12 protein-coding genes are annotated in these 16,660 nt (G+C 74.4%); 7 read left to right on the top strand and 5 right to left on the bottom strand.

The window, feature by feature from the left end:
* Positions 1-28 precede the first annotated feature (28 nt).
* Both ABD899_RS13310 and ABD899_RS13305 read left to right on the top strand, forming a co-directional pair.
* Positions 29-3,214 carry a hypothetical protein gene (locus ABD899_RS13310; protein WP_345206778.1) on the top strand — a complete coding sequence of 1,062 codons (3,186 nt, stop codon included), beginning with the start codon at positions 29-31 and terminating at the stop codon, positions 3,212-3,214.
* Positions 3,211-4,701 carry a DUF5719 family protein gene (locus tag ABD899_RS13305; RefSeq protein ID WP_345206777.1) on the top strand — a complete coding sequence of 497 codons (1,491 nt, stop codon included), beginning with the start codon at positions 3,211-3,213 and terminating at the stop codon, positions 4,699-4,701. Before ABD899_RS13310 ends, ABD899_RS13305 begins: the two co-directional genes overlap by 4 nt.
* Positions 4,702-4,711: 10 nt before the next feature.
* Here ABD899_RS13305 and ABD899_RS13300 read toward each other — a convergent pair whose 3' ends face one another.
* Positions 4,712-5,056 (bottom strand): metallopeptidase family protein, encoded by a 345-nt coding sequence (locus ABD899_RS13300; RefSeq protein WP_345206823.1) that lies wholly within the window; start codon positions 5,054-5,056, stop codon positions 4,712-4,714.
* Between the two features lie 290 nt (positions 5,057-5,346).
* Between ABD899_RS13300 and ABD899_RS13295 the strand changes: the two genes are divergently transcribed.
* Positions 5,347-5,721 carry a DUF3499 domain-containing protein gene (locus tag ABD899_RS13295; protein ID WP_345206775.1) on the top strand — a complete coding sequence of 125 codons (375 nt, stop codon included), beginning with the start codon at positions 5,347-5,349 and terminating at the stop codon, positions 5,719-5,721.
* 602 nt (positions 5,722-6,323) lie between these two features.
* Here the strand turns inward: ABD899_RS13295 and ABD899_RS13290 are convergent.
* The gene (locus ABD899_RS13290; protein WP_345206773.1) at positions 6,324-8,009 is read right to left on the bottom strand and encodes an HNH endonuclease signature motif containing protein; all 1,686 of its coding nucleotides are present in this window, start codon (positions 8,007-8,009) and stop codon (positions 6,324-6,326) included.
* Positions 8,010-8,155: 146 nt separating this feature from the next.
* On the opposite strand from ABD899_RS13290, the gene ABD899_RS13285 reads away from it, so the two are divergent.
* The 3 genes from ABD899_RS13285 to ABD899_RS13275 all read left to right on the top strand — a co-directional run bounded on the left by ABD899_RS13285 (position 8,156) and on the right by ABD899_RS13275 (position 11,384).
* Complete coding sequence (locus ABD899_RS13285) at positions 8,156-9,799, top strand: phosphohexomutase domain-containing protein (RefSeq protein ID WP_345206771.1); 1,644 nt, start codon at positions 8,156-8,158, stop codon at positions 9,797-9,799.
* A 176-nt stretch (positions 9,800-9,975) separates the two neighbouring features.
* A complete protein-coding gene (locus tag ABD899_RS13280; protein WP_345206769.1) occupies positions 9,976-10,185 on the top strand; it encodes a Trm112 family protein in 210 nt (69 codons plus the stop codon).
* A 38-nt stretch (positions 10,186-10,223) separates the two neighbouring features.
* Complete coding sequence (locus ABD899_RS13275; protein WP_345206767.1) at positions 10,224-11,384, top strand: SIS domain-containing protein; 1,161 nt, start codon at positions 10,224-10,226, stop codon at positions 11,382-11,384.
* Positions 11,385-11,477: 93 nt separating this feature from the next.
* On the opposite strand, the gene ABD899_RS13270 is transcribed toward ABD899_RS13275, so the two are convergent.
* Genes ABD899_RS13270 through ABD899_RS13260 form a run of 3 tightly spaced genes read right to left on the bottom strand, consistent with a single transcriptional unit; the run spans position 11,478 to position 15,341 of the window.
* Positions 11,478-12,131, bottom strand: a complete 654-nt coding sequence (locus ABD899_RS13270; protein WP_345206765.1) for a TVP38/TMEM64 family protein — start codon at positions 12,129-12,131, stop codon at positions 11,478-11,480.
* Between the two features lie 46 nt (positions 12,132-12,177).
* Positions 12,178-13,248: a ferritin-like domain-containing protein gene (locus ABD899_RS13265; protein WP_345206763.1), complete on the bottom strand. Its 1,071-nt coding sequence runs from the start codon at positions 13,246-13,248 to the stop codon at positions 12,178-12,180.
* Positions 13,245-15,341 (bottom strand): hypothetical protein, encoded by a 2,097-nt coding sequence (locus ABD899_RS13260; protein ID WP_345206761.1) that lies wholly within the window; start codon positions 15,339-15,341, stop codon positions 13,245-13,247. Before ABD899_RS13260 ends, ABD899_RS13265 begins: the two co-directional genes overlap by 4 nt.
* 227 nt (positions 15,342-15,568) lie before the next feature.
* On the opposite strand from ABD899_RS13260, the gene ABD899_RS13255 reads away from it, so the two are divergent.
* Positions 15,569-16,660: a hypothetical protein gene (locus ABD899_RS13255; protein ID WP_345206759.1), complete on the top strand. Its 1,092-nt coding sequence runs from the start codon at positions 15,569-15,571 to the stop codon at positions 16,658-16,660.

The raw sequence follows: 16,660 nt of genomic DNA, 5'->3' as shown, positions 1-16,660 counted from the left end.
ACGGGGACACCCGTCCACACCTGACCGCATGACTCTGGCTCCCGCGCGTCCCTCGCCAGCCCCGCCCGACCCCGGCGGGGCCGAGCCGTCGGTGACCGCGGTCGTCATCACCGCCCTCGACCCGGGCGGCCTCGCCGAGCTCCTCACCGCCGTCCTCGAGCAGTCCCTCACGCCGGATGCCGTCCTCGTCCTCGACCGCACGGCCGGCGCCACGTGTGCCCCGGCTGAGCCGGCCTCGCAGCAGGGTGCGCACTCGGCCTCGTCGGAGGGCGACGACACCGGCGGCTCCGGCACCGAGGTCCTGGACGTCGCCGCCGTCGTCGAGCAGGCCCGCCGCACCCATCGCGTCCCCATCACCGTCCAGGCCGCCGACCGCCGCGCCCCGTTGCGCGCCGTGGCCCACCGTGCCCTCCTCCCGCACGACCTCGACGGCATCCCCACGACCCTGGCCTGGCTGCTCCCCGTCGGAACCACCCCCGAGCCCGGCGCCCTCGTCGCGCTCGTGGACACGTGGCGGCGCTCGCGCTCCACCGGCCTCGTCGCCCCGAAGCACGTCGACGCCGAGCAGCCCCACCTGCTGCGCGCCATGTCGATCCGCACGACCCGCGGCGGACGCCTCCTGGGGCGCCCCACCCCCGGTGAGCCCGACCAGGGCCAGTACGACCGGATGACCGACGCCCTCGCCGCACCGTTCGCCGGGTCGCTCGTCGAGCGCGAGCTGCTCGTCGCCCTGCGCGGGTGGGAGACCTCGTTCGGCGACGTCGGCGCCGACCTCGACCTCGGCTGGCGCGCCCACAACGCCGGCCGGCGCGTCGTCGTCGTCCCGACGGCACGGATGCGCACCGCCCCCGGTGTGGCCGTCGGCGCCGCCTCGACCCCGGCCCGCCGTCGCGCCGCCCGCCGTGTCGCCCTGGCCCGGGCCCCGTGGTGGGCCGTGCCCTTCCTCGCCCTGTGGATCGCCGTCACCTCCGTCCTCGCCGCGGCCGGCCTGCTGCTCCTCAAGCGGCCGCGCGCCGCCTGGGCCGAGCTGTCGTCCATCGCCTCGCTCGACCCCTTCCGCGGCACCGCCTCGCGCTGGCGCACCCGGCACCGCCGCGAGGTCGGCCGTCGCGATCTGCGCCAGCTCTTCGAGCCACGTCGTGCCGTGCTCAGCGAGTGGGGGGATGCCGTCCACGACGCCCTCGTCTCGCCGCGCCCGCCGATCGGCGACGAGGCGCACGACCTCACCCCGCGCTCGTGGTTCGCCAAGGTCGTCCGGCACCCCGGGGTCTTCGCCGCCGCCGCCGCCACCCTCGTCGCCGCGGCATCTGGCCGTTCGCTCGGGGTCGGCGTGGTCACCGGTGCCGGCTCGGGCCTCAGCGGGGGCGAGCTCGTCGGCAACCGCGCCGACGCGAGCGTCCTGTGGCACGCCTGGACCGACGGCTGGACCGGCGCGGGCCTCGGCGGTCCCGACCCGGTGGGCCCGACGGCGGCCCTCCTCGCCGTTCCCGCCTGGCTCGTCGCCCACCTCCCTCTCGTCCCCGACCCCGCCTCGCCGGCTGGGCTCGTCGCCGCCCTCCTCGTCATCCTCGGGATGCCGCTCGCGGCCGTGAGCGCGTACCTCGCCCTCCGTCCGGTCGCCGCCGCCCGGTGGGTCCGTGGCGTCGCCGCGCTGGCCTGGGCGACGACGGGGGTGGCGTCGGCCGCGGTGGCGCAGGGCCGGCTCGGCGCCCTCGTCGCGCTCGTGCTCCTTCCGCCGCTCGCGTGCGGCCTGTGGCTGCTCGCCACCCGCCGCTCGACCGCGACGTCGGCGTTCGCGACGGCCCTCGCCGGGGTCGTGCTCGGGGCGTTCGCGCCGGTGCTCCTCGCGCTCTTCGTCGTCCTCGCGCTCGTCATCCTCGTCGTGCGGCGCGGGGCGCGCCTCCACGCCCTCGTCGTCGCCGTCGTGCCCGTCATGGTGCTCGGGCCGTGGCTCGTGCGCTCGGCCGAGGCGTCGTGGCCGGTGCTCGTCGCCGGGGCCGGGCTCGGGCAGTGGGGCGGCACCGTCCCGCAGCCGTGGGAGCTCGCGCTGCTCAACACCGGCGGCCCCGGGGCGCCCATCGTCTGGACCTCCGTCCCGCTCATCGCCGTCGCCACCCTCTCGCTCGTCCGCGGCCGGGCGTGGGGGAGCGCCTCCACCTCCCTCGCCGTGCTCGCGCCGCTCCTGCTCGCCCTCGCCCTCGTCGCGCCGTCGGTCCGGCTCGGCACCGTTCCCGCCGGCGTCGACGGAGCCGGCGAGCCGATCACCCTGTGGTCCGGCACGATGCTCCTCCCACTGGCCCTCGTCGTCGTCCTCGCGCTTACCCGCGGGCTCGACGGCATCCCACTGCGTCGGCCCCGGGCCGGCGGTCGGGTCCGCGCCCTCTCCCGCCGAGGGGCGGCGACGTTCGGGGTGCTCGCGGTGCTCGCCTCCGCCGGCGGGGTCGTCTGGGCCACCTTCGGAACCGAGCTCGCGCCGTGGCGTGACCCGCGGCCGGCGGTCTCGGTCGACCAGGCCGAGGGCGCCTTCGCCACCCGGGCGCTCTTCGTCTCCCCGGGAGAGCGGGGCGCCGGGTACCGCTTCGTCGGGCGCGAGGCGTCCGACGTCGTGCGCCCCCTGCCCGCGGTCGCCGACGCCGACGGCGCGCTCGCCGAGCGGGTGAGCACCGTGCTCGGCGACGCCTCCACCGGCTCCGCGCTGTTCGCCGACACCGCCACCGACCTGCTCGCGGTGCGCTCGGGCGTCGTCCCGGAGGTCACCCGCCGCCTCGACGCCACCGAGGGACTGCAGCGCATCGCCCCGCGCGACGGTTGGGAGATGTGGCGGGTCAGCCCCACCGGCGGTGACCAGGCGCTCGTCGCGCCGCCTCGCCTTCGGCTCGAGACCGATTCCGGTGCACCCTCGCTCGTGACGACCACCGGCCAGCACGCCGCGACCTCCACGACCGTCGACGCCCCCGAGGGCGGTCGCCTCGTCGTCGCCGAACCGCAGGGGTGGGCCGAGCACGCGGTCGTGACGGCCGACGGCGTCGTGCTCGCACCCGTCGCCGGGACCGCCACCCCCACGTTCGAGCTGCCCCCGGGCAGCAGTCGGCTCACGATCACCGTCGCCGACCCCGCGTTCTGGTGGCACGTGGGCCAGGTCGTGGCCGTCCTCGCCCTCGCCTTCCTCGCCGTCCCCTTCGGCCGTCGCGAGTCCCGGGTGGGTGCGCGATGAAGGGCCTGAACCGGGTGGGCGGAGCCCTCCGCCGGCTCAACGCTGCCGGACTCACCCGCGTCGTCCTCGCCTCGGGTGCCGCGGTCGGTGTCGTCGCCCTGGCTGCGGCGCACCCCCTCGACCTCGACCTCGTGTCCGCGAGCGGGGACGAGGACGTGTCGGTCGTCGGCTCCGCGCTCGCCACCCGGGTCGTCCAGGTCTGCCCGGGGCCCGAGCTGAGCGGCATCCCGGGCGTCGACGACGTCGAGGTGCCGGCCGCTCTGACCGCCGCCACGGGCCCCGAGGAGCTCCTCCCGTTGCCGGCCACGGGTGAGGGTGCCCTCGTCGCCGTGGCCGGGAAGGCCAAGGTGCTCACCGTCGACACGCGCCCCGGCGCAGCGACGGCCCCGCTCGAGGGTGCCGCCGCCGTCCGGCTCACGGGCACGGGCGCCCTTGCCCCCGCGGTCGCCGGCACCCAGGAGTGGCGGGCCGACGGCAAGGACCTCCGCGGGCTCGTCACCGTGCCCTGCGCCGCCGGCGGGTCCGACCTCTGGCTGCTCGGCGGCGGCGCGGGGCCGGGTCGCCAGGAGCGGCTCGTGCTCACCAACCCCGGCGACAACCCCGTGACGACCGACGTCACCGTCCACGGCGCCGCCGGACCGCTCGGTGCCCCCGTCGTCGAGACCGTCCCCCCGGGCGGGCGGGTCAGCCTGCTCCTCGACGCCCGGGCCGCTGCGGAGACCATGCCCGCGGTGCACGTGCGCGCCGACGGCGGCGGCATCCAGGCGACCCTCACCGACACCTGGATCGAGGGCAGCACCGCGCTCGGCGCCGAGACGACCGCGCCGATCGCGCAGCCCGCAACCGTGCAGGTCGTGCCCGCTGCGGTGGTCGGCGGCGGCGCGACGACCGTGCGGGTCGCCGTCCCCGGCGAGCAGGATGCCGTCGTCCGCGTCACCGTGCTCGGTGGCGACGGCCTCGTGCCGGCATCCGGCGACACCGTGCTGACCGCGGCCGCGGGCTCGGTCGGCGAGCTCACCCTCGAGGGTGTCCCCACCGGCACGTATGCCGTCATGCTGCGGTCGGACGTGCCGGTCGTCGGCTCGGTGCTGAGCCGGGTCGGGGACGGCTCCGCGCCGGGCGAGTTCGCGTGGTCGGGGGCCGTGGACGGGGTGCGCTCGCTGGCGGGTGCCGCGGTGGAGCCCGTCGCGGACGTCGACCGCAGCCTGCACCTCGTCGCGACGGGCGGGAACGTGACGGCCGAGGTCGTCACCGTCATCGACGGCACGCCGCGCACCCGCTCCGTCGACCTGCTGTCCGACCGGGTCGCGATCGTGCCGCTCGACGTCGCGGAGTCGGTCTGGGTGCGCCGGACCACTGGCAGCGGGGAGCTGCGCGGCACCGTGCTCAGCTCGCAGGGGAGCGGGCCGGAACGACTTCTCTCGTCGATGCCCTTGCAGGAGAGCGTCGTCACCTCCGCCGTGAGCCGCGCCTTCCCCCTGCCGTGAGCCGCGGGCGTCAGGTGTCGGGATCGATGCTCGGGTCGATCTCGTGCGGAGGAACCCCGAGGAGCGCGGCCACCTGCTCGGTGACGACCTCGCGGACGATGTCGGCCAGGTCGAGGTCGTCCTGGGCCCGCGCCTCCACGGGTCGCCGGTACACGACGACTCGGTGCGCCCTCGTGGCGGTGCCGCGCAGCAGCCGCCCGAGCGGTGCCGTCTGCTCCTCCCAGGGTGCGGGGTCCTGCGGTGGCACGTCCTCCACGGCGAACTCGAGCTCGGCGTAGCGGCTCCCGAGGTGCGGGCGCACCCGGTCGGCAGCGTCGAGCACGAGCGAGTCGAACCGGGAGCGGCGGCTCTCCATGATCGGCACGGCTGGCCAGGCCAACGGACCCCGCAGGCCGCGGCCATGGCGGTCTCGGCGTCGCGGGTGGGGCACGTCCGGAATGCTACGACGTGCGGCACGGGCCGAGCTCGCGATGGTGGGTGTGGTGGCTGACTCGCGTTGGCGGGGCGTGGTGGCTGACTTGCGTTGGCGGGGCGTGGTAGTTGACTCGCGTTGGCGGGGCGTGGTAGCTGACTCGCGAAGGTGAGGAGCGGCGACTGCGGCGTGCCTACGCCGGGCGGTCGGCAGCTCGGCCTAGAGTCGTTGGCGTGAACTTGTCGCGTCGGTGCTCCAAGACGGCCTGCCGCCAGCCCGCGGTGGCCACCTTGACCTACGTGTACTCCGACCGGGCGGCCGTCCTGGGCCCGTTGGCGACCTATGCGGAGCCCCACACCTACGACCTCTGCTCCGAGCACGCCACCCGCCTCACGGCCCCTCGGGGCTGGGACGTCGTGCGCCTCATCACCGACTACCCGGAGCCCCAGCCGAGCAGCGACGACCTCCTCGCCCTCGCGGATGCCGTGCGCGAGGCCGGGCGGCCCCGAACCGCGAGCCCCGAGCCCGTGGACTCGGCACCCGCTGTCGTCGCCGGTGAGGTCCGCCGCGGCCACCTGCGCGTGCTGCGCGGCAGCGCCGAGGGCTGAGAGAAGATCGCCCCGGACGCACCGCGCGGCCCAAGAGGGCGCCGAGCCCGTGGACTCGGCGCCCGCTGTCGTCGCCGGTGAGGTCCGCCGCGGCCACCTGCGCGTGCTGCGCGGCAGCGCCGAGGGCTGAGAGAAGATCGCCCCGGACGCACCGCGCGGCCCAGGAGGGCGCCGAGCCCGTGGACGCGGCGCCCGCTGTCGTCGTCGGTGAGGTCCGCCGCGGCCACCTGCGCGTGCTGCGCGGCAGCGCCGAGGGCTGAGAGAAGATCGCCCCGGACGCACCGCACGGCCCAGGAGGGCGCCGAAGCGGGCGAAGGCGTATCGCCGGAGGTGAGCTCGAGCGCTTGCCCGCGTCGCCCGACCCCCGCACGTCGAGGCGCGAACACCACACCCCGAACCGCCGACGGCCGCACCGCGAGCGCGAAGGCGGACTCCCGGAATCCGAGCGCGAAGGCCGACACCCGGACCCCGAGCGCGAAGGCCGACACCGGAAGGCCGAGGCGCGAAAGTCGAGGCACGATGGCGAAGACGCGGACGTTCGGCTCGAGCGCCCAGGCTCGGCCGACGTCGGAAGCGGGCGTGCGTCAGCAGCGGGGGAGGGGTCATGGCCGTCGGCGCAGCACGAGGGACTTGCGGCAGTCGGAACCCGTCCGGATCGTCGCCTCGTACCGGGGGTCGTGGGCTCGCCGATGGTGGAAGCCGCACAAGGGCACGGCGAGGTGGAGGTCGGTGCGGCCGCCCTTCGCCCACGGGTCCTCGTGGTGCAGCTCGCACCAGGCATATGGCCGGTCGCATCCCTCAGCGGCGCACTCCTCGTACGTCGTGGCGAGTGCAACCCGCTGTGCCTCACTGAAGAACCGGTTGACGCGCCCGAGGTCGAGCGGCAACGACGTCCCACCCAGCACCGCGGGCAGGATCCCCGCGGAGCAGGCCAATCGCCGGGCCTCGCTCGCCGACAGGTCATGGCCGGTGTCGAGGTGCGCGGCGCCGAGGCTCTCGATCAGCCGGTCGTGGTCGATGGTGACGACGACTGTCGCGGCCACCTTGCCGTTGAGTCGTTCGGTGTCGAGGTGCTCGAGCAGCTCGACGAACGCCTGCCCCTGTCGCTGGGCCCAGTCGAAGCCACCCCATCCTGTGGCGCTCTCACCGCGCCCGGATGCTGCACCGTCACGACGAGCGGTCTTCCCGAATGCCGCTCCGGCCGAGCTGCTCTCGGGCGGGAGGTCGCCCCGCCCACCCCCGGTGCCATCGAAGAGGTCGGACGCCGCGTCGGTGTCGGAGCCCGCCCCGGAAGGGCGCTCCTTCCCATCCCCGGAGCCGGAGCCGGAGCCGGAGCGAGAGCCACAGCCAGAGTCGGAGGCGGGCTGAGGCTCGGAGTCGGAGCCCGCCCCGGAGGAGCGCTCCTTCCCATCCCCGGAGCCGGAGCGAGAGCCACAGCCAGAGTCGGAGGCGGGCTGAGGCTCGGAGTCGGAGCCTGCCCCGCCGAACCCTCCGCCGGACGACGACGCGCCGCTCGAACACCCATCGCCCCGCCCGCCGGCGGCACCCGCCTCGGAGCCCGAACCGCCCGGCCCCTGCCGCCGAGGAGAGGCCATCTGCTGGATCACCTTGCGCAGGATCGACGCCGCCAGCGCCGGGACCGTGAAGTGACCGGTGACCGTGCCGTCCTGGTTGTCGTGCATCGTCAGCCGCACCCGCGCCTCGGCACGAGCCTCCTCGGACCGTAGCTCGCCGTCCTCGTGGGCCGCGGACTCCTCGGCTGATCGCTCCGCCGCGGCCAGGGCCCGACGCGCTTCCCGGCGCAGCCGAGCAGGGTCGACCCGCCGCGCCAGCGCCACGAGCGACGACTCCACCTTGTGCCGCTCCTCCTCGGTCATCGTCTCCGGCATGCGCGACACCGCCGACGCGATGACCGACGCGTGTGCCGTGCTCAAGGCACCCTCGGCGAGGGCCTGCTTGGTCAGCGGCAGCGACTCCTCGAGCGCGGTGGCGAGCGAGACGTCCGCCGCGGCCTTCCCGCCCCACGAGCGCGTGTGCGACGCGAGCCACGCGGGGGTGCCGGTCATGCCCGCCTGCGACGCGGCATCCTGCCGGTCCGCAGCGGCGACCAGCCTCAGACGCAGCGCCTCGAGCCGAGCGATCGCCCGGTCGGCCTCGGCGACGTCGTGCCCCGTCACGTGGCCCACCGCGCCGGTGCCGACGCCGTCGAGCACCTCGTGGACCCGCGCCACCCCGGCGACAACCGGCAGGGTGCCGGTGTCGGGGGAGAAGGCGATAACGGTGGCCATGAGAGGAGATTATTAGAACAAACGTACGAGCACAAGCCGGAGTTTGCCACTGTTTACGGTTGTTCGCTGACAGCAGAACCGCGAGGACGCCCGACCCCCACGGCATCCCTGCGACCTGCCCGCACCCTCCCGTAGGCTCACCTGCCGTGACCGCCACCTCCCTCGCCGACGTCGTCAAGGCCTACGACGTGCGCGGCACCGTCCCCGACCAGCTCGACGAACGCGTCACCCGCGCCTTGGGCGCCGCCTTCGCAGAGGTCGTCGTGCGCGCGGAGGGGGCACCCGGCATCGTCATCGGGCACGACATGCGCGACTCGAGCCCCGCCCTCAGCGCCGCCTTCGCCGACGGTGCCCGCAGCCGCGGCGTCGACGTCACCCTCATCGGCCTCGCGAGCACCGACGGCCTCTACTACGCGAGCGGCGCCCTCGACCTGCCCGGCGCCATGTTCACTGCCAGCCACAACCCCGCCGAGTACAACGGCATCAAGCTCTGCCGCGCCGGCGCCCGCCCGGTCGGGCAGGACACCGGGCTCGCCGACGTCCGAAGGCTCGCCGAGCAGATCCTCGACGGTGCCGCGACGGATGCCGTCCCCTCACCTGCCCCGGCTGCCGCCCCGTCACCTGCCCCGGCTGCCGTCCCGTCCCCCGCCGCGGATGCCGCGGGGTCGCCTCTCGCGGATGCCGCGGGGTCGCCTGCCGCGGATGCCGTCCCGTCACGGGCCTCGGCTGCCGCCGGGTCGCCTGCCGCGGATGCCGTCGCCTCGCCTGCCGCGGACGCCGTCCCGTCCGACGCAACCCACGCCCCCGGCATCCTCATCGAGCGCGACCTCCTCCGCGACTACGCCGCCTTCCTCCGCGGCCTCGTCGACCTCAGCGCCATCCGGCCCCTCAATATCGTGGTCGACGCCGGCAACGGCATGGGGGGCCTCACCGTCCCAGCCGTGCTCGGCACCGCCGCAGGCCTGGAGAAGCTCCCCCTCGACGTCGTCCCCCTCTACTTCGAGCTCGACGGCAGCTTCCCGAACCACGAGGCGAACCCGCTCGACCCGCGCAACCTCGTCGACCTCCAGCACGCCGTCCGACAGCACGGTGCCGACCTCGGGCTCGCCTTCGACGGTGACGCCGACCGGTGCTTCGTCGTCGACGAGCGCGGCGAACCGGTGAGCCCCAGCGCGATCACCGCCCTCATCGCCCGTCGCGAGGTGGCACGCGCGGTCGCAACCGGTGCCACGGCATCCGACGTCGCCGTCGTGCACAACGTCATCTGCTCCGCGCAGGTCCCCGAGGTCATCGCCGCCACCGGTGCCCGCGCCGTGCGCACCCGCGTGGGCCACTCCTTCATCAAGGCCGAGATGGCGCGGCACGACGCGGTGTTCGGCGGCGAGCACAGCGCGCACTACTACTTCCGCGACTTCTGGTTCGCCGACACCGGCATGCTCGCGGCGATGCACACGCTCGCGGCCCTCGGCGAGCAGGACGCACCGCTGAGCACCGTCATGGCCGACCTGCACCGGTACGCCGCGTCGGGCGAGATCAACTCGACCGTCACCGATTCCAGTGCCGCCACCGACGCCGTGCGCGGCTGGGCCGCCGACCAGGGCGTCACGACCGACGAGCTCGACGGCCTCACCCTCACCCACGCCGGCAGTGGCAGCGACAGTGACCCCATGTGGTGGCTCAACCTGCGCGCCTCCAACACCGAGCCGCTGCTGCGCCTCAACGTCGAGGCCGCCGACGCCGCCACGATGGAGCGGGTGCGCGACGCGGTGCTCGCCGTCATCCGCGCCTGAGGCGCCCTGTCCGGGCCGTCGGCCGGATGCCGTACCGCCTGCGGTCCTCGCCGCGGATGCCGTACCGGCCTGCGGTCCTCGCTGTGGATGCCGTGCGTCCTCGCCCACCCCAGGGCCGGCGATCCACCGTGTGGGAGGATCGGCAGCGACCACCGCGAGCCCCTCGGAAGGACCCCATGAGCGAGCAGGCCACCCCCGCTGCGCCGATCGAGCCGTGGCTCCGCGAGATCCTGCGCTGCCCCGCGTGCCGCAGCGAGCTGCGTGACGACACCGGCCCCACTGGCGATCCGGAGCTGGTCTGCACGTCGAGCGAGTGCGGGCTCGCCTACCGCATCGACGAGGGCGTGCCGGTGCTGCTCATCGACGAGGCCCGACGACCGGCCTGACCCGGCATCCCGGAGGCACGACGAAGGAGACGAGCACGATGGCGTGGGTCGACGAGAACCGCCTGGATGACCCTGAGGCCCTGCGCACCCTCGACTCCCGCGACTCGCTGAGGTCGCTCGCGTCCGCCGGCGCCCAGGTGCGGCGGGCGGTCGTGTCGGCCCAGGAGGCCGGCGTCCAGCGCGTCGCCGGTGGTGAGCGCCCGCGCTCGGTGCTGGTCGCGGCCCTCGGCGGATCGGCGCTCGTCTGCGACGTCCTCGAGCTGCTCGCCGAACCCGGTTCGCCCGTGCCCGTCGCGGTGCGCCGCGATGCCCCCCTTCCCGGCTGGGTCGGCCCCCTCGACCTCGTCATCGCCGTCTCGCAGTCGGGCCGCGCGTCGGGCCCGCTCGCGCTCGCCGCCGAGGCCGCCCGCCGCGGCGCCTCGCTGCTGACCGTCGGCGCCTCCGAGTCGCCCCTGGCCGACGTGTGCGCCCGCGCCCACGGGGTGCACGTGGACGTCGCCCTGCCCACCCCCTCGTCGCGTACGGCGCTGTGGTCCCTGCTCACCCCGGTGCTCCTCGCTGCCGACGTCCTCGGCCTCGTCCCCTGCCCGACCCCGACCCTAGAACGCGTCGCCGACATCCTCGACGAGGTCGCCGAGGAGTGCCGCCCGAGCTCGGAGTCGTTCGTCAACCCGGCCAAGGTGCTCGCGGTCGGTCTCGGCGGCACCGTGCCCGTGGTCCTCGGCGACGGCCCGCTCACCGGGGTCGCCGCGATGCGGGCCGCGTCCATGTTCGCCCGCACGGCTCGGGTGCCGACGACCCACGGTGCGCTGCCGGATGCCGCCTCCCAGGTCGTCGCGTGCCTCGACGGGCCCTTCGGCTCGGGCCCCGACGAGGCCGCCGGTCCGGCCGGGGGAGGCTCCGACATCTTCGCCGACCCCTACATCGACGGCCCGAGCTCACCACGCCTCGGCCTCCTCGCGCTCCGCGACCCGGACCTCCCACCGGATGCCGTCGCCCTCGCCGACGCCGTCGTCGCCTCGGCGCGCGAGACCGGCATCCCCGTGCTCGAGCAGCAGGCCCGCTCGGGGGCGGCCATCGAGCGGCTGGCCTCCCTCGTCGCCCTCACCGACTTCACGGCGACCTACCTCGCCCTCGCCCTCGGCCTCGACCCGTCGGTCTCCCGCCACGTCACCGAGCTGCGCGACCGTACGAGCTGAGGGCCCGCCCTCGCGGACGCTCAGCACCTCCTCGACACCGAGCTCCGGTGCCGCCGGTCGACGTCACCGGACGTCACCGGACGTCACCGGACGTCACCGGATGTCACCGTGCTGGTCCTGACCCGTGCGGCCCCGGCGCGGGCGCCCCGCCCGGGCCGACAGTATCCCGACGAGGAGCGCGACCGCGAGCACGGCCAGGAAGACGGTGAGCCCGTTGACGAACCTCAGCGCAAGGGCACCGGTCGCGGCGTAGGCGACAGCGGGCACGACGTTGCCGAGGGCTGCTGCGACGGTGACCTTCCACCAGGGCATCGTGGAGCTGGTGCCGGCGAGGATCCCGACCGTCTCGGCGAGCATCGGAACGGGTCGGGTGGCAACGATGGCCCACATACCGTGCCGCTCCAGGAGCCGAGCGCCCCGCTGCTGCTGCTCGTCGGTCACGAGCCGATCGACGAGCCCTCGGCTGCGCCCACCCACCACGTAGGCCGTGAGGGTGGCGCCGGTCCCACCCACCAGGGAGAGCAGGGCGCCGGGGACGAGCCCGAAGGCGGCGCCGTGCGCGATCATCACCCCGCTGGAAGGGACGGGGAGGGCGACGTCCGACACGAGGAGCAAGGTGCCGAGCAGCGCAGCCGGCCACGTCGCGGACTCCAGGTGGGGCAGCGGGTCGGAGACCAGCGGGATCCTCAGCTGTGCCGTGACGGCGAACATGGCGAGGAACAGCATGACGAGGGCCAGGCCCAGCACGAGGAAGCCGTGCCGGCGCGCCCAGGTGGCCCGTGGCGGCCGTGCCTCAGACGTCGAGGGGTTGGTACTCAAAGGAGAGGCCGGTCTGCTTGAGCGCCGTCACCGAAGGGTCCGCCCACTCCGCCGGTGTCGCGAGGACCTGCTGCGAGAGCAGCCGCAGCTCGAACATCAGGCCCATCGCGGCGTCCAGCTCCTCGGGGTGCCCGTTGAAGCTGCGGTGCAGGCTGTCCAGGAGCCGCGTGTACGAGGCGTTGAACTGGTCCGCCCGGTACCGCGAGAGGCTGCCGGCCCTGTACCTGGCCACCTTGGGGTCGTCGTCCATGTCCCAGACGTCCTGCTCGTCGAGGACGACACGATCGCCGCCGTACACGTAGGGCGGCGTCGCGCCGGGTCGCGGGACCAGACGACGTCCGGTGACGATCTCCTCGAACCGGTAGTAGTGGGCCGGTGCGCCGCTGCCGTCGAAGGGGTTGGTGGCGGTGCCTTCCCCCTGGTCGATGATGACGTCGATCGCCTGCACGGCAGTCCTGACGTCACTGATCGCGAACATCTCCTCGGGGTCCGGGAACCACCTCGACGCGACGACCTGGTGGGCGGGGTTCCCGACGAAGGCGCTGTCGCCCAAGGTCCGGATCTTGTCGGCGAGCGCGTGGTAGAACGCGCCGATGGTCTCGAACGCCGGTGCCGCGAGGCCCTCGTCCTCGGTGGCGACCGGGATGGTGATGGGGTGCTCGGGCTCCTCGATCGCCATGAAGACGTCCCGCACCTGCGCGACCGAGCACTTGCGCAGGTGCACCTGGAGGTGCTCCCCGATCCCCATCGGCAGTCCGCCCGGGTAGTCCGGGACGAATGACGGCCCGCTGAGGCTCGGACTGCCACCGAGGGAGACCATCAGGTTCGAGGCGATGACGAGGTGGAGCATCTCCTCGACCACGATGCTCCGGATGATCTGGCCCACGGCGGAGCCCGACCCGTTCCTCAGCGAGAAGTAGGCACACAGGTACGGCGGGATGGTGGCGTGCTCCAGCTCGATCGCGGCCTGGAGGAGCGGAACGAGGTCCTCGCCGGACGTCGCGTCGTGCACCTCCTCGACGTAGCGGCTGCTGATCCGGATCATGAGCCCTCCCCGTCCGGTGGCGAGAGTCGTGACCGCAGGTGGCTGCGCATCGCCGTCGTCTTGCCGTCGTAGCCGTCGCCGACCTCCCCGAGCATCCTCTCGACCACGGAGTCAGGGATGGCCTCGAGCGCCGGCATCCCCTCGGTCGTGGAGGGGCCGGCCGCCCCGGCTGTCTCGGGATGCCGCCGCTCCGCCCCTTCAGCCGCCGCCCCAACCGCCTCAGCCGCCCCAACCGCCCCAGCCGCTTGGGCCGTCTCGGTCGTCTCGATCGCCGCCGCCCCCTCCTCGGCCGGAGGATGGTCACCGAGGTACTGGGCCAACCACGCCAGCACCGCCCGGCGCTTCCCCTCGGAGAGGTCGCGGGTCACCGGCATGTGGTTGGGGTCGTCGATCCCGCGCTCGAAGGCGAAGGCGAGCAGCGCGGCGTGCTGCTTGGCGACGGCAGGGTCCGCAAGGCTGAACAGTCCCTTGCTCATGACCGGGTAGAGGTTGCCGAACTGCTTCATGAACGGGGCGATGTCGGTCTTCCAGACCGGTGTGGAGGGCGGGTCGTACGCGTCGCGGACGTGCAGGACGATCTGCTCGACGGGTGGAGGAGGGGACGCGCCTGCAACGGCCAGTCCGTACGTGATCCGGTAGATCTGCCCGTCCAGGTAGCCCCGGGGGTTCTTCGGGTCGGCTGCGGTGATCACGATCGTCGCCCAGCCATCCGCACCGGTCACCGCGCGGCCGTCGAAGGCCACCCGGTCCGCGGGGAAGTTGATGTCCGGTATCGGCGCCGTCGGCGGGGTCGGGTCCTGAGGGCTGCCCCCACCTCCCCCCGGCTGCCTGGGGTCGAGCCGGAAGCCCACGGTCCAGCCCTCAGCCGGCTTCCCCCACTGGGTGCATCGCACGCGGGCGGTGTCCGCCACCCGGCCGGTCGTCGGTGCATCCATGCGGAACTGGAACTGGTCCGCGCGCGCCCACAGGCCGCCCAGGGCCTCCCGGATGGCCACGACGTAGGTGCCGTCGGGGTTCGGCTGGACGAGCGCGATGGGGTGGTCGGTGATCAGGGTGGCAGCGTCCGGATCGAGCTCGCAGTCGACCACGCCGGAGGTGTCCTGGAACCACCCCTGCTCGAGGTACGGGATCTCGTCGAGCAGCTTGAGGTCGGCGGCCGGGACGGTCTCGCCCTCGCCGACCCCCGCGGACACCGCCGGCGCGGAGGCCGACCCAGGACCGACCACGGTGTCCGGTGTGCGCAGGATCGCCGGGAACAGCGGCCCCGTTCCGACACGGCTCGGCACGGCACCGGCTCCGGCCTGCAGGGGCAGCGCGTTGGACAGGTCGAGGGACAGCACCTCGCCGTGGACGTCGGCATCGAACCAGCCGATGCCGAGGGACGTGGCCATCCCACCGTCGGCGACGGCACAGCGCCGGCCGGAGAGGAACGTCTCCGGGTCCCCGTCCTCGTAGGCTCCGATGGACCCCGTCAGCGTTCCCATGGTCGTGCGGGCGGAGAACCCGACGGTCATGAGGGTGACCGCCAGACGGCGACCGTTGGCCTCGGCGGCTGCCTTCAACGCCTGCAGGGTGGCCGACCCCTCGGCCGCCGGCGTCCACGCGACGTCGGTGAGGATGGAGGTGAACCTGGCCGAGGCCGAGCCGCTACCTCCCGCCCCCGCCTTGCGTCCGAAGTAGATGTCGCGGAACGCCGCGCTTCGGAACGTGCCCCGCATGAACTCCCGGATGCCGTCGCTGAGCACGATCTCGAGGCCGAAGATCGTCGAGCCCATCTGGAACTGCGGGTCGAGGTCGACGAGCTTGGCGGAGGTCCGGTTGCTCTGGCCGTCGACGAAGAGACCGTGCGCGAGATCGCTCGTCCCGTCCCCGCCCGCGGTGGTCAGGGCCCGGTTGACCCGCACGCCGGCCAGCCGGAAGGCCCCGGTGCCCTCGGGGTTCCACCATCCGTTGAGCGAGGCGCCCGACTGCGGTTCCTGGAAGCGCCCCTCGAACGACTGGTCGTCGTAGTGACGGACGTCGTTGTTGACGGTCGACACGTCGGCCTGGAACTGACCGGAGAACGTGAGGCGCGGAAGCGTGCAGTGACTCATGGGTGCGCTCCAGGGTCGGAGAACGACGGAGGGAGAGGCAGGTGAGGCCGACGGGCCCGGGAGGATGTCAACCGTCCCGCTGACACCCACCGCTGTCAACCGGAGCGGCCGGTCCTCGACGAGGCCGGGATGCCGGTCGCGTTCCATGGCCGTTGACGGGTCCACCGCAGGCCGTCATTCTGGGGTGGATCCTCGACGGGGGCGTGTTCCGAGCGAAGGACATGGCGATGCCCGCATCCGCAAGCACCGACGTCCGCCCACCGCCGCTGCGCAGCGAGCTGAGCGTGAACGACCTGGCCGCCGTCGGCGACGACCTGTTCGCCGTGGGCATGAAGGGCGCGCCGGCGCCGGCGCGGGTCGCGCACACCAAGGGCGGGACCCCGTGGCTCGTCGTGGCGTACTCGAGCTCGGACGGCGCCGTGCACACCCAGCTCGCCGGGGTGCACGCCATCGCCGGCGACGACGTGTGGGCTGTCGGCTGGCGAGGGCTGTTCCAGTCGCACACCGAGCACACCCACATCACGCACGGCGACGGGGCGTCCTGGCACCCGGTGGAGAGCCCCGACTTCGGTGACGGCAGCCACCTGTCCGGCGTTGCCGCCTGGGGTCCCGACGACGCTCTCGCGGTCGGTGCGCGGTCCTCCCACTCGTTGCCTGCCGGCGGCCCGGTCGGCCTGTCGCCGGTCGCCCTGTGGGAGGCGCTCGGGGTCTTGTGGGACGGCGCCCGGTGGTCCGCCGTGCCCGGCCCCGGTCGCGGGACGTTGCACGACGTCTGCGCCGTCGGCCCCGGCTCCTACTGGGCGGTCGGCTCGAGGGTGCACCCCGAGCGTGCGGGCAACGTTCCCCTGGTGGCCCTCTACACCGGCGGAGCCTGGCAGCAGGTCGGCGCCGCGGGGGTGGGGCCGCTGTTCGACGTCGCAGCCACCGGCCCCGACGACGTCTGGGCGGTCGGCCAGGACCAGGACCCCGGCCATGCCGGCGGGGCGTTGGTCCTGCACCACGACGGCCGGGACTGGGAGCAGGTCGAGACCGGGGTGACCGGTCAGGCCTGGCTGAGCGGCGTGGCCTGCGCGCGGCGCGACGACGTCTGGGCGGTGGGGACCCGACAGCGGGAGGACGGCGCCTTCGGCCCGCTCATCCTGCACTTCGACGGCACCGCGTGGGCCGCGGTCGAGCCGCCCGCGACCGCGGCGCCCCAGGGCCTGAGCGCCGTCGCCGCCCTCCCCGGTGGAGGGGCGTGGGCCGCTGGTGGGTTCAGCGCCACGGGTGAGACCGGCTTCACCATCCTGCCGGCCGCGACCACCCCCGGAGGCCCGTGA

Origin of the sequence: Fodinibacter luteus (assembly GCF_039541575.1) — a bacterium.
GTDB classification, from domain to species: domain Bacteria; phylum Actinomycetota; class Actinomycetes; order Actinomycetales; family Dermatophilaceae; genus Fodinibacter; species Fodinibacter luteus.
Note: the sequence above shows the minus strand (reverse complement) of the source record. Positions and strands in the feature narration are given on the sequence as shown.

Coding starts and splice junctions, on each gene's coding strand:
- ABD899_RS13290 (WP_345206773.1), bottom strand. CDS start 8,009: ATGGCCACCGTTATCGCCTTCTCCCCCGACACCGGCACCCTGCCGGTT.
- ABD899_RS13255 (WP_345206759.1), top strand. CDS start 15,569: ATGCCCGCATCCGCAAGCACCGACGTCCGCCCACCGCCGCTGCGCAGC.
- ABD899_RS13310 (WP_345206778.1), top strand. CDS start 29: ATGACTCTGGCTCCCGCGCGTCCCTCGCCAGCCCCGCCCGACCCCGGC.
- ABD899_RS13265 (WP_345206763.1), bottom strand. CDS start 13,248: ATGATCCGGATCAGCAGCCGCTACGTCGAGGAGGTGCACGACGCGACG.
- ABD899_RS13300 (WP_345206823.1), bottom strand. CDS start 5,056: ATGGAGAGCCGCCGCTCCCGGTTCGACTCGCTCGTGCTCGACGCTGCC.
- ABD899_RS13275 (WP_345206767.1), top strand. CDS start 10,224: ATGGCGTGGGTCGACGAGAACCGCCTGGATGACCCTGAGGCCCTGCGC.
- ABD899_RS13280 (WP_345206769.1), top strand. CDS start 9,976: ATGAGCGAGCAGGCCACCCCCGCTGCGCCGATCGAGCCGTGGCTCCGC.
- ABD899_RS13260 (WP_345206761.1), bottom strand. CDS start 15,341: ATGAGTCACTGCACGCTTCCGCGCCTCACGTTCTCCGGTCAGTTCCAG.
- ABD899_RS13305 (WP_345206777.1), top strand. CDS start 3,211: ATGAAGGGCCTGAACCGGGTGGGCGGAGCCCTCCGCCGGCTCAACGCT.